Raw genomic sequence first — 14,472 nt, forward strand, 5'->3', positions numbered from 1 at the left:
AACTTGCCGCTCAGGGTTGCAATTCGTCTTAATTGCTTTAGTGTTATACCTATGTATAACACTAAAGCGCAAGTGATAAGGCAAACTTCATGACAGATTGGAACGAAACACAGCCTATCTTTCGTCAGCTAGCCGACCGGATCATCGAGCAGATTCTGCAGGGTGTTTGGTTAGAAGGGCAGGCTTTGCCTTCCGTAAGGTCTGTGGCTAGTGATTTAAAAATCAATCACATCACAGTGATGAAAGGCTATCAGTTGCTGGTGGATGAAGATTTGGTTGAGAAAAAGCGTGGTCAGGGAATGTTTGTTGCCTCTGGTGCGCTGGATCGTCTTAAGGCGGCTCAAAAGCAAGATTTCATTGAACAACAAATTCCATCTATCGCCACCAAACTACAACAGTTAGATATTCCATTGAATGAATTTATTGAACGGTTAACGCTGCACGTTGAGGGTAAACAATGAGTGTATTAATCAATGCTCACCAGGTGAGTAAACAGTACTCAGGTCGTGTGAAAGGTCAGGGCGAAGCAATAAAAAATATCAGTTTCGAGTTAAAGGCCGGGCAGGTACTAGGCTTGCTGGGTCACAATGGTGCTGGTAAATCTACCCTAATCAAAAGTTTGCTGGGTGCCCACCAGTATAGGGGTGATATTAAGGTGTTGGGTCTTGAGCCTGTCACACAGCGCGCAGGGGTGATGCAGCATCTCTCGTACATTTCAGATGTGAACGTATTGCCAGATTGGATGACGGTTGAACAGCTAATCCGTTATACCTCGGGTGTTCATCCAAGCTTTGATCAGACTAAAGCAGAGCAAGTGATCGCTAAAACAGACATCAAGCCAAGCAGCAAAATCAAAGCCTTGTCTAAAGGGATGAAAGTGCAATTACATCTGGCGATAGTTATCTCTACAGATACTAAGGTACTGATTTTAGACGAGCCGACATTAGGTCTGGATCTGGTTTATCGAGACACTTTCTACCGCCATTTGCTTGAGTGGTTCCACGATGGTGAACGAGCGTTGATCATTGCCAGTCACGAGGTTTCTGAAATTGAGCACTTACTGACTGATGTCGTGATACTGAAACATGGTCAGGTTGTGCTGCAGTCATCAATGGAGCAGGTTGCTGAAGATTATGTGATTGTTGAAACTGGACATTATCAGGCAGCGCAAATCGAAGCTCTCCAGCCACTTTCCAGTGAACAGGGACTCGGCAGCACCCGTTGGCTCTTACGAGCAGAGCAAGCGGAGCAGTTGGAGGATGTCGACCGAATTTACAATGTAAAACTGGCGGACTTGTTTTTGGCTCTGCAAAAGGAGGCGGTGTAATGAACGCTAATTTTTATATGCTTGAGAAAGAGTGGCTGGAACACAAAATCATTACACGCATCCCGGTTGTACTCTTGTTGTGTGGTGTTGTTTTTCTGCTGAGTCTGTTAATGAACTCGACCATTCAGAGTAATGTGACTTTTGAACTGACTTACCAGAATGATGGGTTTGAATCTGGTTTTGAGTTGGGTAAGCAACTGAGTCATATGGTGCTGGTTTTCTCGGGTCTGTTATCGATACTGTTGACCAGTCTCTACTTCCCGAAAACTTTGCGTAAAGAGCGTCAGGAGGGCAGCGTGATGTTCTGGCGTAGTATGCCGGTGACTGATTTGAACATCCACGCAGTCAAGTTAGCTTTCGGTCTGCTTGTGGTACCGTTAATCTGCTCGATGTTAGTCTTCTCGGCTGATTTCCTGATGTGGATTATTAACCTTGTGATGTCTGAGCAGTTCCCACTTTTCTTTACCGGAGAGTCGTTGTTCTATGTCGTTAGTCACTGGCTAGAGTTTGTTGGCCGCATGTGGTTGGTTGGTCTGGCACTGCTGCCTTTTGCCACCATCGCAATGGCGATATCGCAAAAGGTCAATTCACCGTTACTGGTGATGTTAGTTGGTTTTTATGTGATTAAGCTGCTGGCAAATAATCTGTTTGCGACAGATGTGATTGGCCACTTCTTTAGTGCCATCACAAGCTTACCACTCGATGTGATGATTGAAGCAAACCCAATGACCGCATTCGCTAACGCTGGCATCATCAACTTGCTGCTGTTTGCTGGATTAGGCGTTGTTGGGCTGGCGGTGAGTTTAAGGCTTAGTCGCACGCTTGATTAAGCGAGAATGGAAACAAAAAAGGTAGCAAATATGCTACCTTTTTTTGACTGTATGAATAGGCTATTACGCTTTCTTCAGGTCTTTAGCTGGGTAAGTCAGTGACATGCCATCCACTGAAACGCGAACGTAGAAACCGCCGCTACTTAGGCCTACAACTACCATCTGACCTAAATCAATGCCTTTTGTTGCTACAACAACATCATCAATTGCAAACATGGAAACACCTTGAAGTTAATAAATAGACTTTTATAAATCTCTCGGCGCGGATTAAAGCAGCAATTGGGTGCGACAACTAATCAGGTTATTTGTCGTTAAGACAAAATTATTTTCTATTCACTAAGCCCTGTAGCTACAGGGCGCTTTGTTAGTTTAAGTTGTTGTCTTTAAAGCTATCAACATACGCTTTGTCTTCACGCATGATGTGGTTACTGAGCCAGTTTTTCAAAAATGTCATCAGTTCATCGCCAATCTCTTCACCGCGTTCAACTCGTTTTTGAAAGTCCAGAACCTGGGAGACTAATTCGGTATGTTTATCGACGTGTTCCCGAGTTTGAGCGTAGTCAATTTGCTCAAATAGCACCTCTTCGTACTTGAAGTGATTTGCGGTGTAATCAATCAAACCCTGCACGACACGTTTGATAGACGACAGACCATAGTTGTGTTTTAACAAATGGTATAACTCGTTAATTAAGTGCAGCAGGGCTTGGTGTTGTCGGTTAATTTCATCAAGGCCAATGTCCAGCTGTTCATTCCAATCCATCAACTTATCGCGTTTGGCCTCTTCCGCTTCGATCTGTCGTTCATCGGTGGCGAAGCGGTGAAGTAATGAATCAATTTCACCGGATAAGTTGCGCACGGTAATACTGGCAATCAAGGTTTCTTGGGTTGAGCGAACATTGTTGTCTGACTCATCAGCAATCAATTGTAAGCATTGTTCAAGGTTCTGTGTTTGTTGCATCTGATCATCAGAAGACTGGGCAATATGTTGTCCGTAGTTACGTACTTCGTCGATCTGTTGATTGAGCTCCTTGAAGGTATGTTCCGCGGTTGAGGCTATGTCCAGAGAGCGCGCCATACTGGACTTGTTCTCCTTCATTGTCTCCATTACGTCATCGGTTTTAGTCTGTAGGTTGGTGATTTTCTGACGTATCTCTTCGGTTGCTTCCTGCGTTCTCATCGCCAGAGAACGCACTTCGTCAGCCACTACCGCAAAACCGCGTCCCTGTTCACCTGCACGGGCACTTTCAATCGCTGCGTTGAGCGCCAGTAGATTGGTCTGCTCGGCAATACTACTGATGGTTTCCATCACCTGACTAATTTGTGCGGTTTCTTCCATCAGGGACTGAAAATGTTCGTTTGAGTTGTCTATCTGCTGATTGGCGTTATCCAGAGCAGACTCAAGAGCCACCATATCCTTGGTGCCTTGATCGGCTTTAGTCTTCGCCTCATTGGCGAGGGCTGAGGTTGATTCACAGTAGCTAGAAACACTTTGAGTAATTTCAGATAACTGAGTAATGATCTGTCTGGCGCTGTCGACATCCTCTTTCTGACCGATAGCCCCGGATTTGGAAATACCAGAATCTTGTTGAACGGTATCCGCGACACTGACCAGTCGAGCGGTGGATTTGCGTAGTGCGTGCACGGTACGGGAAATGTCTTCACCAATACGGTTAACGGTGCGCAGTAGTGGTGTGGATAGTTCACCTTCTCCAGACAGCCTCACTGTGAGGTCACCTTCTGAGAGATTACGCGCTGCTTTACCTATTTTGACTAGCATGCCACCCATAGTGTGGATGATGCTTAGGACGATAATATGGTAGAGCGCTATTAACAGCAGCCAACCCCAGGCCTGAAGCATTATTAAATACGCGGCGACGGGTAGGATCAGCAGGGTCATGATTACAGACCATTGTGTGGGTGAAAGCTGGCTTATTTTAGACACTAGTGACTTAGACATACATTCGCACCTTTTGAACTTACCGTTGATCACTCCATTAAATTTAGGCGAAAGATGGCGATTACCCACACTAAATGTGCAATTTATTTATCATCAAAATCGTGATTTAGTTTGAGGCGTTGATGTTAGTGTCAATTAAAGGGGGTAGAGCCCCATTTCGTTGAGTGGGGCTCTATTGGCTAAGCTTGCGCTTATCGTTTGGGTGGGTGACTTGGCAGTTCATCGCTAGTGATATAGCCATCGTTGTTGCGATCCAGGCGACTAAAATCTTGTGCTAGTGGTCCTCTAACCTCGGAGCGAGATAGCTTGCCGTCACCATTTTTGTCCAAATCTGCCATCGGGTTTCCGGGCTTAGCACCGCTGGCTTTGCTTGGGGCAAATGAGGATGGACGCATAGGACCTGGCTGCTGGCTATTCATTTCTGTTTCAGATCCATCTAATTGGTAATGCTTGGTCTCGCGAACTTCAACGGTTGGGTTCTCAACCAGTTGAGTCTCGTTATCGGTCACACAACGGACGTAGTTCTGATAGCGAACAGCATCACCCTGAGGACCGTGCCCCTGAGGGTAGTCCTGACCTGTGTATTGTTTCGGGTCACTACGCTGCGCGCCTGCACCGTGAACATCCTTCCAGCTGCCATTCATGAAACCCATTGAGCGACCAAAAGCGATGTAAGCGGCGTTTTTGCTGTTTTTAAGGTTGGCGTGTGTGGTGCTACTCCAGTAATTTGGGTAGTCGATTTTATCGTCTTCATTAACGATGCTCGTCACCTCAAACATAGTGTCGATGGCTGCACTGTTGCTGGTGTCGGGGGATTTGCTGTAATCGACGATCGACTGAAGCTCCTTGGCGTTCGGTAGTCGCCAGTCAGTGCTATCTGCCAACTCAAGGTTTTCACAGTAACTAAGGGCTGAAAACCAATCCATTCCCTGCTGGCTGTCACCCTGCTGCCATGTCAGGCCAGTGGCCAGATCGGTGATGGTACCGTTGTCGTTATCAACAAACTGGTTGATGCCGTAGTCGGTGTTGCCTCTTACGGTCAAAAGGTAGAAGGTTTTCTCGGTACCACGAGGTGAGGAGGTACCATAACCTTTGATACGTCCATCGATAAAATTGACACCGAAGACGGTCTCGTCGCCATTCATTGTGGTTGAGACATATTTAGTGCTGCTGAGGTATTGAGAGTCGATAAGTCGTTCTCCGGCCTTAGTATCGCCAGACTCAAAACCAAAAACAGTATGGTCGATGAAAGGTCGGATTGAGTAGTTACCTGCGCCGCGAATACCACTTGGATCCTGTCCATCAAACATCATTAGTGAGTAGAGCTCTTTGATGGTGGGTACGCGCCAGTCGTCATAGCCACCAAGTTTAAGCTGCGCGGCATAGCTGATCGCCTGATCATAGGTCACCTTGTCCGCTGCGGTAATCTGACCGTCGCCATTTATATCGATGCTTTGCGCCCAAATCAGGCCGGTATTGTTGTCTGTGATCGTGCCGTTAGGGTTTACTGAGTAGCTCGCACTATTGCCCTGATATTGAGCATCCTGACCAAACCCTGATTCTCCGGGAGCGATACAGGTATCCAGTGTGTTTGAAGTGTCACTACACTGACTCTGATTGGTATCAACTATGGTGTAGCTATATGTTGACTGATCAGCAGAGACGGCGCTTGCACTCAGTAACAGCATCATTGTGGTAATTTGGGATAAACGAAAACGTCTGTTTTTCATCACTCGAGTGTCGAAATTGCTCATGGTATCTCCTGACAAGATTCGTTGCTGTTGATGGATTCACTATGAGCGGCAATTGTGCAGGAACTATGGAGACAATATGGAGATCGTCACTAATCCAGCTCAAACCGATAACCGACGCCATAGACCGACTTGATCCAGTCATATTGATCATTCACCGCCTGAACCTTCTTACGCAGGTTTTTAATATGACTGTCGATGGTGCGGTCTGTAACTACTCTGCCATCGCTGTAGATCCTATTCATTAACTGATCTCGACTGAAAACTTGCCCATGATGCTGGTTGAAGTAGCAAAGTAATTGGAATTCTGCCGGGGTTAGCATTACCGGCGTATCATCGACCAGAGTCTGCATCTTGTCTGGATCCACTTTGAGCGGGGAGCGCGTGGTGTGAGAGGGGGTGTGCTGGAATCGACGTAGAACATTCTTAACCCGGGCAACTAATTCTCTCGGGCTGTAAGGTTTACAGACATAATCGTCCGCGCCTAATTCCAGCCCGAGCAGACGATCAATTTCATCCACCTTAGCGGTTGCCATGATTATCGGAATGTCACTGAAGCTTCTCAGTTCACGATAGATGTCTAGTCCATCCCGGTTAGGTAGCATGAGATCAAGCAGGATTAGATCTGGATTGTACTGTCTGACCCAGTCAATAACCTCAGCACCATCGCCAATAATATGGGTCTGATAACCACTGTGAGAGAGGTAATCCGCTACCACGCTGGCTAGTGATGGTTCGTCTTCTACAATCAATATCATGACTTTCCTTGTTCAGGTTTGTGATTATGCGGTTAGTGACTCGGGTTGTTTATAGGTAAATAAACCGTCACTTTAAGACCACCGAGGTGGGAATGATCGAGCATCAAGGTTCCCTGATGGCCCTGAATAATGTTGTTACAGATAGACAAGCCGAGACCTGAACCACCAAACTCTCGGCTGCGTGACTGATCGACCCTATATAGACGGTCAGATAGTTTACTCAATGCTTCATCAGGTACTCCCGGTGAGCTGTCTTCAACTACGAGCACCACTTCATCTAGCCTTTGGGTCAATGCTACTTTCACTTCTCCGCCGCTATCAGTATAGCGGTAGCTATTTTCCAGCAGATTATTCATCAGCTGAGTAAGTTTGTGTTTATCGCCTATGATTGAGGCGACATCATCTGCCGCGATGTAGTCCAGTGTTAACTGCTTGTCCTGATAGCGCCTGTCATAACTGGCAACCACATTCGTCAGCAGGCTATCAAGATTAAGTTGTTGGAGGTCGAGTTGCTGTTGTAAATCGGCCTGACTGGTGGCCCGTAAATCGTCGACTAAACGGGTCAGGGTCAGTACTTGCTGATGAAGGGAATCAATCAACTCAGGCTGTGGTTTTCTGATTTCATCCTGCACAGCCTCTAACTCTCCTCTTAACACCGCCAGAGGGGTACGTAGCTCATGGGAAATGTCAGACAACCAGCGTTCACGCAGCTGCTCTTGCTGTTTGAGTGAGGCTACCAGATGGTTGAACGCCTTAGTGACGTCGGCAATTTCATCATTGCCACGATGTTTGATGCAATAATCGAGATCGCCTCCACCCACTGCGTTAGCTCCCTTGTGTAATGCTCGTAATGGCTCCAGCAGGTAGCGGGCACAAACTAATGCAAATAACAGGCTGAGCACAATAACGGCGATACTGATGGTCGCAAGATGCTTGGTTTGAGACTGTAAAAAGCGTTGCGCCAGCTGATTGGTTAGCGATTGATTCTGCGCTACGGTAATGTAGCCAATCACTTGTGCGTCTAATGTGATCGGCACTTTCTCCAGCGTTATCTCCTTGTGCAGTTTAAGATTTTCCCGTGGACCAAGAACAAGCTGTTGCTGAGCATCGAACAGGTTCAGGCGGGCACTGAGTGGCGCCATGATTGATGGTTTCGGCATCGTTGGCGTCTTTGCTTGTTCAGGTGGTGGAGGACGTCGGCCAATCGGTGGTGGGACTTCGCCTAACTGTTGCAATAGTGAGGCCCAGATATGGGGGGATTGTCTAATTCGATACCACTCGTGATTAGGCGAGTAGTAGCTGCTGACTCTGGTTGCTAACTGACGAACCTTGATTAACTCCTCTTCGTTCAGGTACTGCTGAAAGCCATCTTTGAAACTGGCATTGATCAATATCGCCATTGTCGCAATGACAAGCGTACTGCTCAGCAATAAGGCTGCAAAAAGTTTCTGAAACAAAGAGATGCGCATACAAAGCCCGTTAATTTTCGTCCACCTACTTATTCTACACGCAAATGTGGAGAGAATATGGAGAGCTCCAAACGAAAAGCGACAGGAAATGCGTACAGCGTAGCGAATAATGAGGAGAAACGACCTTTTCCAGTTCGGAAAAGAGCGAATGATAGAATTTCTAACTGCCTATTCCACAAATCTGGTAATCATTACTTTATTAATAAATTGTAGTGATGTTTTATATGGATTGTTAATCCCAAGCTGGCCAATGCAGTAATGGCAGAGCTTAATCAGGTAGGAATATTCAAGTGAATCAGATGGTTGAACGAGATATCGAGGTTTCAGCTCGCGAGCCAGAATATACGCGATCACGACGTGGCAGTTTTAAGTGGCGCGGCATTGAAGTGCGCCTTGGCCTTGCGTTAGCCATGTTGTCGATGACCACCTTACTGCTGGCATTGTTCACGTCGACCACCTATGACGAGTTAGAATCCGCTCTGGTCGATCTCAAAGAGAAAGAGATCCCAGCGTTGGAGCAGGCAGCGCGACTCAACGATATGGTGCGATTGGTGATTACTGATTCGTCTCAGGTGGTGTCGGCAGATTCAAATCTCGAACGGCGCAACGCCATGGAGCGTATTGAACAGAGCATCGACGAAATGGGCCTGGTACTTGAACATTTCCCTGAGTACCACGCTTATTTCAAAGATCTGATGATGCAGGTGAGTAACAGCCTCAGCCTGCTCTACCAAAGTGGTGAAGAGTCCCGTGAGCTGAATAAAGAGTTGCGTCGCTTGCTGGAAGGCTTTTACCCGCTACTGCAACAGGTCAGCGAAGAGCTGGACAGCTTGCCTGAAGCGCAAAAGTCCCAGTTGCAGTACAGTCAGCTCAAAGCGTTACTGTTTTACCAGTTGGGTCTGGTAGAGAAACTCTACAACGATGGCAGTTTTAATGAACTGGATTACACCACCTATCGTCTGGAGCAACTTGGTCAGGACTGGTTCAGTTTGTGGCTCGATAGTGGTCTGGCGGAGTCGCTACCAGCATTGGATGAAAAGCTGTCGGTCATCTACACCCTTGCTTCCCGTTCAAGCCGTCTGGTGCAACTGAAGAATCAGGCCCTTGAGCACTACTATCAACAAGAATTCCTGCTCGAAAACAGCCGCAAGTATTTGCACCAGTTGTCGGTACAGATTGAGCGCAATACCTCTAACGTAAACTTGGAAATCGACTCATCCATCGCGCAGGTTCAGCACTCTCTTGCTTCCAACCGTACCTTCTCGCTGGCACTGTCGCTGTTCAGTGTGATTGCTGCGGCTGGGATCGCCTGGTTCTATGTACGCAAAAATGTTCTTGAGCGACTGCTTAATCTGCGCGATGACATGTTTGCTATTTCGACGGGTCATTTAGATACGCGAATTGAGCTTAAGGGGCACGATGAAATCACTCAGATGGCCAAGTCTCTGCAGGTATTTCAGGCCACGGCCAAAGTGGTTAAACAGACCAACCAAAAACTTGAAGCCGAAGTGGAAGAGCGCCGGGTTGCCGAAGAGAAATTGCGAGTCACTCAGGATGAGCTGGTGCAGGCTGGGAAGCTCGCTGCGTTGGGGCAACTGAGTGTCGGTATTACCCACGAAATCAACCAGCCGCTGACCGCCATAAGCAGTCACACGCGCAGTGCACAGAAATGGCTGGAGCAGCAACGCGATGACAAAGCGACGCAAAATCTGAAGAAAATTGAGCAACTGCTGGGTAAGGTCGCCGCTTTAACGCATCACTTAAAAGCATTCTCCCGTAAGAGCGACGGCAAGATTTCCTCGGTTGAAGTGATGCCAGTGGTTAACGATGCGATAGAGCTGTTTGCCAACAGGCAGGTGCCGATTGTTCTCGATTGCGATCTGGCCTCAGACGAAAACGTCCGCGCCAACCCTATTCGGTTGGAGCAGGTATTGGTTAACTTGATCAGCAACGCAATTGATGCGGTGGAAAACAAACCTGAACCACTGATTGTGGTATCGGTGGCACGCGTTGCCAGTGAAGTGACTATTGCCGTGAAAGACAACGGAAAAGGCATCCTCGCTGACGACATTCCGCATATTTTTGATCCTTTTTATACCCGTAAAGAAGTCGGGAAGGGCCTGGGACTCGGGCTCTCGATAGCATTCAATATCATCAAAGATTTTGGTGGCTCGATACGGGTTTACTCTCAGCCTGAGCTTGGCAGTGAGTTTGTAGTACATCTTGAACAAGGCGAAACAGCATGATGATGGAAAAGCATATCACCCTGATTGACGATGAATTGGACGTGGTAGAGGCCGTAGGCGAAATGTTGGAGCTGGAAGGCTTCAGCGTAACAGGATTTACTGACCCCAAGCTGGGTCTGAAATCGCTGTCACCGGATAGCCGACAGGTGGTGTTGTGTGATGTGCGCATGCCTCAGCTTGATGGACTGTCGATGCTGGACGCTATTCAGGGACGTGCACCGGGCTGCGAAGTGATCCTGATGAGTGGCCATGGAGATATTCCGATGGCGATTGAAGCGATGAAGCTAGGTGCGTTCGACTTTATTGAAAAGCCGCTGCAAAGTGATGAGTTGATTGAAAAACTCACACTCGCTGCGACGCATATTCATAATGCACCAAGCCTAGACAGTGCAACATCAGAGCAGCCGATTGAGAACGTCGTGATTGGTGTTTCAAGCCAAATGGAGATGATTCGTACCCAAGTGCTGGCACTGGCTCGTACTGGTGTTGATACCATCATCAATGGCGAAACCGGCACAGGTAAAGAAGTGATCGCCCGAGCACTGCATCGATATTCAGAGCGACGTGAAAAACCCTTTGTCGCGATTAACTGTGGCGGTATGACAGAAAGCATCATTGAAAGTGAACTGTTTGGTCATGAAGCCGGCTCGTTTACCAGCGCCAACAAAAAGCGCATCGGTAAAATTGAACAGGCTCATGGCGGGACACTGTTTCTTGATGAGATTGAGAGCATGCCGATCGCCGTGCAAATTAAGCTACTACGTGTGATTCAGGAACGTGTTATTGAACGGGTAGGTGGCAATAGCTTAATTCCGGTTGAGATCACGGTCGTAGCAGCCAGTAAAGCCGATCTGGCAGAGCTGAGTAAACGCGGTGAGTTCAGGGCCGACCTTTTTTACCGACTCAACATAGCCAGCCTCAACCTGCCACCTCTGCGTCAGCGCAAAGAAGATATCCAGTCGCTGTTCAGACATTTCGTGGTTCAGGCGAGCCAGAAGTACAAAACCCGTGCATCGACCCTTTATGCAGAGCAGATCCAACAGCTATGTCGTCACGACTGGCCGGGTAATGTTCGTGAGTTGAGAAATGTCGCAGACCGCTTTGTTTTGGGTATTGTCGGTGAAGGATTTGACTTGCAGGCGCCATCAACCCTCAACAATGACGGCTTTGCGTTTGAACAGCAGATGGAGCAGTACGAACGCAACGTTCTCACTGAAGCGTTGATCGAGATGGCTGGCAATATTAATGAAGTGTCACTGCGTTTAAACCTACCGCGTAAAACGCTGTATCGTAAGATGAAAAAGCACCAGTTGGATAAAGAGAGCTTTAAACCTAATCGTCACCTTTAAGGGCAAGACATAATTGACCCATCATAGAAGTTTAATAAAAACGTTATACTTATCTGATTGAATTGTAAGTGAAAAGTTTTTGGCACGTTGCGTGCAAACTGTAGGTAGTTCTGATTAGAAGTCAGGGAGTTAGTCGTCTATTGCGATTGAGACTTGCCCGAATCAGAACGCCAAAACGAACAAATAACTATTTGCTGCAAGGAGAATCAACAGATGAAGCAAATCTTAACCAGTAGTATCGCTCTATTGTTAGGTGTCAGCTCACTAGCAATGGCGGGTAATGAACCTGCTCAAGTGGGTCCACGCCCGTTATACCTAGTAAGTGATATGGAAGAGGGACCACTGAAAACGAAACTGGAAAGCTGTGAAGCAGGCCCATTTTACCGTAGCGACTTTTCTATTGGCCACCGCGGTGCAGCGATGCAGTTTCCTGAGCACACTAAAGAGTCATATCTTGCGGCGATTGCAATGGGTGCAGGTGTGCTTGAGTGTGACGTGACATTTACCAAAGACAAACAGTTGGTATGTCGCCATTCACAAAGTGATTTGCATACCACGACTGATGTGCTTGCACATCCTGAACTTGCTAAGAAATGTTCGGTACCATTTAAACCCGCTAATCCGGCAACAGGTGAAGATGCACAGGTTGAGTGTCGTACATCAGATTTCACTCTGGCAGAATTCAAAACGCTTAAAGGCAAAATGGATGGGGCGAATCCAAAGGCGACCACAGTTGAAGAGTACATGAATGGTACTCCGGGCTGGCGTACAGACCTTTACTCACAGACGGGTACTTTGATGACTCACGCGGAAAGTGCTGCGCTGTTTAAGAAGTACGGTGTTAAGGTCACACCTGAACTGAAGTCAGCGAAGGTTGAAATGCCTTATCAGGGCTTTACTCAGGAAATGTACGCGCAGAAGCTGATTGATGAGCTGAAACAAGCCGGCTTCTCACCAAAAGAAGCATTTGTGCAGTCATTCAACCTTGATGACGTAAAATACTGGATCAAGAACGAGCCTAAGTTCGGCAAGCAGGCAGTGTACCTCGACGACCGCGTCTATGCCAAAGAAGGCTTTGCCGCTTCACTGGAAAACATGAAAGAGCTGTCAGAACAAGGCGTTCAAATCATTGCGCCGCCGCTATACGCGCTGGTTCAGCTAGATGGCAACAACAATATTGTTGAGTCTGAATACGCTAAATTGGCTAAGCAGGCGGATCTCGACATCATCGCATGGACACTAGAGCGTTCTGGTCCACTGGCTCAAGGTGGCGGTTGGTATTACCAAACCGTTACTGAGCAGATCAAACGCGACGGTGACATGATGAAAGTACTCGACGTGCTAGCGAAAGATGTTGGCGTACTGGGTGTATTCAGTGACTGGCCGTCAACGGTCACATACTACGCAAACTGTATGGATATCTAAGCTCAGCTTAGTATTATCAGTGGATAGAAAAGGGTCGTAAGACCCTTTTTTTGTCCTCTGTTTTGTCGGGGACAGATATGACCCAAATGCGCTGAAATTAACTGGACACAAATGACCCAAATGTAAATTGCATAAATGGGCACTTGTTTATCTTATTGAAAAGTAACAATAAAATAGTTGGCACACCCCCTGCTATAGGAGACGTGAACATCAACAATAACGTGAATGTAAGGTTCTAATATGAAAAACAGTGTAAAAGGATTGTTAATCGCTGGCTCTTTGCTGCTTCCTTCAATGGCGATGGCAAGTGAGTGTGCCAACCGTGGGGTACTGGATGACAGATATTGTGACGAAAACCAAGACTTAGTGGCAGATGCGCCGAAAGATTCTAATGAGTGGATTGATCCAAGCACGCTTGTATTTACTTACACGCCTGTAGAGGACCCGGCTCTGTATAAAGATGCGTTTGCTGACTTCCAGGCACACCTAAGCAAGATCACTGGCAAGAAAGTAATCTACTACACTGTTCACTCTAACTCGGCTCAGGTTGAAGCGATGCGTTCTGGTCGTCTGCACGTAGCAGGTTTCTCGACTGGCCCAACTGGCTACGCGGTTAACTTAGCGGGTTACGTACCAATCGCAGTGAAAGGTGATGAGTCTGGTTTCCAGGGCTACAACCTGGTGACTATCGTTCGTAAGGACAGCGGCATCAATGAAATGGCTGATCTGAAAGGCAAGCGAGTAGCGCACACCTCTGCGTCATCTAACTCAGGCAACCTTGCTCCACGCGCACTATTCCCAGCACAGGGTCTGGTACCGGATCAAGACTACAAAGTGCTGTACTCAGGCAAGCATGACCAATCAATCCTAGGCGTATACAACGGTGACTACGATGCCGCTCCTGTCGCTTCAGACGTATATGATCGTATGGTTGCCGCTGGTCGCGTAGACGCATCTGAGCTGAAAATCATCTACCGTAGCCCACGTTTCCCAACTTCTGCATTTGGCTACGCGTACAACCTGAAACCAGAACTAGTAGAGAAGATCAACGAAGCATTCTTCAGCTACCGCTTTACTCAAGAAATGAGCGATGCGTTTAAAGGTGCGGACCGTTTCTCTCCAATCACTTATCAGGAAGACTGGTCAGTTATCCGTGATATTGCACACGCAACAGGTACGGCTTACACCAAAGCTGGTCTGAAAAAACTTGCTGAAAAAGATGCAGCTAAGCGCGCTAAGAAGAAAGCAGCAGAGCTAGCGAAGCAAGCAACAACGCAATAATCCTCTAAACCAATAATCATTCTAAATAAAAGTACGGTGTCCTCGTGTGTAGGGCACAGGGCACCGTACACCCAAAAAA

The 14,472-nt window shown here is 47.3% G+C and carries 12 protein-coding genes; 7 read left to right on the forward strand and 5 right to left on the reverse strand.

Annotation, left to right across the window (positions count from 1 at the left end; genetic code table 11):
* Positions 1 to 89 precede the first annotated feature (89 nt).
* From RH46_RS14505 to RH46_RS14515, 3 genes are read left to right on the forward strand one after another with little or no spacing between them, the layout of a single operon-like run.
* A complete protein-coding gene (locus RH46_RS14505; protein ID WP_006880250.1) occupies positions 90 to 461 on the forward strand; it encodes a GntR family transcriptional regulator in 372 nt (123 codons plus the stop codon).
* A complete protein-coding gene (locus RH46_RS14510; RefSeq protein ID WP_006880251.1) occupies positions 458 to 1,327 on the forward strand; it encodes an ABC transporter ATP-binding protein in 870 nt (289 codons plus the stop codon). Before RH46_RS14505 ends, RH46_RS14510 begins: the two co-directional genes overlap by 4 nt.
* Positions 1,327 to 2,157 (forward strand): hypothetical protein, encoded by an 831-nt coding sequence (locus tag RH46_RS14515; RefSeq protein ID WP_006880252.1) that lies wholly within the window; start codon positions 1,327 to 1,329, stop codon positions 2,155 to 2,157. The genes RH46_RS14510 and RH46_RS14515 overlap by 1 nt, the downstream gene beginning before the upstream one ends.
* A 63-nt stretch (positions 2,158 to 2,220) precedes the next feature.
* Here RH46_RS14515 and RH46_RS22365 read toward each other — a convergent pair whose 3' ends face one another.
* The 5 genes from RH46_RS22365 to RH46_RS14535 form a co-directional block, all read right to left on the reverse strand.
* Complete coding sequence (locus tag RH46_RS22365; protein ID WP_006880253.1) at positions 2,221 to 2,373, reverse strand: hypothetical protein; 153 nt, start codon at positions 2,371 to 2,373, stop codon at positions 2,221 to 2,223.
* A gap of 148 nt (positions 2,374 to 2,521) precedes the next feature.
* Entirely contained in the window at positions 2,522 to 4,114 is a 1,593-nt protein-coding gene (locus RH46_RS14520) for a bacteriohemerythrin (RefSeq protein WP_040895951.1), read from the reverse strand.
* Between the two features lie 191 nt (positions 4,115 to 4,305).
* On the reverse strand, positions 4,306 to 5,868 hold the full coding sequence (locus RH46_RS14525) for an Lcl domain-containing protein (protein WP_006880255.1): 1,563 nt from the start codon (positions 5,866 to 5,868) through the stop codon (positions 4,306 to 4,308).
* 89 nt (positions 5,869 to 5,957) lie between these two features.
* Complete coding sequence (locus RH46_RS14530; RefSeq protein ID WP_006880256.1) at positions 5,958 to 6,623, reverse strand: response regulator; 666 nt, start codon at positions 6,621 to 6,623, stop codon at positions 5,958 to 5,960.
* Positions 6,624 to 6,655: 32 nt separating this feature from the next.
* Positions 6,656 to 8,092, reverse strand: coding sequence for an ATP-binding protein (locus RH46_RS14535; RefSeq protein WP_006880257.1), 1,437 nt, complete (start codon positions 8,090 to 8,092; stop codon positions 6,656 to 6,658).
* Between the two features lie 299 nt (positions 8,093 to 8,391).
* Here RH46_RS14535 and RH46_RS14540 point away from each other — a divergent pair, with 299 nt between their 5' ends.
* The 4 genes from RH46_RS14540 (at position 8,392) to phnD (ending at position 14,393) form a co-directional block, all read left to right on the forward strand.
* Entirely contained in the window at positions 8,392 to 10,338 is a 1,947-nt protein-coding gene (locus tag RH46_RS14540) for an ATP-binding protein (protein ID WP_241210062.1), read from the forward strand.
* Entirely contained in the window at positions 10,335 to 11,687 is a 1,353-nt protein-coding gene (locus tag RH46_RS14545) for a sigma-54-dependent transcriptional regulator (protein ID WP_006880259.1), read from the forward strand. The genes RH46_RS14540 and RH46_RS14545 overlap by 4 nt, the downstream gene beginning before the upstream one ends.
* A 213-nt stretch (positions 11,688 to 11,900) precedes the next feature.
* Positions 11,901 to 13,112 carry a glycerophosphodiester phosphodiesterase family protein gene (locus RH46_RS14550; RefSeq protein ID WP_006880260.1) on the forward strand — a complete coding sequence of 404 codons (1,212 nt, stop codon included), beginning with the start codon at positions 11,901 to 11,903 and terminating at the stop codon, positions 13,110 to 13,112.
* A gap of 240 nt (positions 13,113 to 13,352) precedes the next feature.
* Positions 13,353 to 14,393: a phosphate/phosphite/phosphonate ABC transporter substrate-binding protein gene (gene phnD / locus RH46_RS14555; protein ID WP_006880261.1), complete on the forward strand. Its 1,041-nt coding sequence runs from the start codon at positions 13,353 to 13,355 to the stop codon at positions 14,391 to 14,393.
* Positions 14,394 to 14,472 lie beyond the last annotated feature (79 nt).

Origin of the sequence: Vibrio brasiliensis LMG 20546 (assembly GCF_000189255.1) — a bacterium.
Taxonomy (GTDB): domain Bacteria; phylum Pseudomonadota; class Gammaproteobacteria; order Enterobacterales; family Vibrionaceae; genus Vibrio; species Vibrio brasiliensis.

What these genes read in the sequence shown, in the direction of transcription:
- RH46_RS14505 (WP_006880250.1), top strand. Translation starts at nt 90, where the DNA reads ATGACAGATTGGAACGAAACACAGCCTATCTTTCGTCAGCTAGCCGAC.
- RH46_RS14510 (WP_006880251.1), top strand. Translation starts at nt 458, where the DNA reads ATGAGTGTATTAATCAATGCTCACCAGGTGAGTAAACAGTACTCAGGT.
- RH46_RS14515 (WP_006880252.1), top strand. Translation starts at nt 1,327, where the DNA reads ATGAACGCTAATTTTTATATGCTTGAGAAAGAGTGGCTGGAACACAAA.
- RH46_RS22365 (WP_006880253.1), bottom strand. Translation starts at nt 2,373, where the DNA reads ATGTTTGCAATTGATGATGTTGTTGTAGCAACAAAAGGCATTGATTTA.
- RH46_RS14520 (WP_040895951.1), bottom strand. Translation starts at nt 4,114, where the DNA reads ATGTCTAAGTCACTAGTGTCTAAAATAAGCCAGCTTTCACCCACACAA.
- RH46_RS14525 (WP_006880255.1), bottom strand. Translation starts at nt 5,868, where the DNA reads ATGAGCAATTTCGACACTCGAGTGATGAAAAACAGACGTTTTCGTTTA.
- RH46_RS14530 (WP_006880256.1), bottom strand. Translation starts at nt 6,623, where the DNA reads ATGATATTGATTGTAGAAGACGAACCATCACTAGCCAGCGTGGTAGCG.
- RH46_RS14535 (WP_006880257.1), bottom strand. Translation starts at nt 8,092, where the DNA reads ATGCGCATCTCTTTGTTTCAGAAACTTTTTGCAGCCTTATTGCTGAGC.
- RH46_RS14540 (WP_241210062.1), top strand. Translation starts at nt 8,392, where the DNA reads ATGGTTGAACGAGATATCGAGGTTTCAGCTCGCGAGCCAGAATATACG.
- RH46_RS14545 (WP_006880259.1), top strand. Translation starts at nt 10,335, where the DNA reads ATGATGATGGAAAAGCATATCACCCTGATTGACGATGAATTGGACGTG.
- RH46_RS14550 (WP_006880260.1), top strand. Translation starts at nt 11,901, where the DNA reads ATGAAGCAAATCTTAACCAGTAGTATCGCTCTATTGTTAGGTGTCAGC.
- phnD (WP_006880261.1), top strand. Translation starts at nt 13,353, where the DNA reads ATGAAAAACAGTGTAAAAGGATTGTTAATCGCTGGCTCTTTGCTGCTT.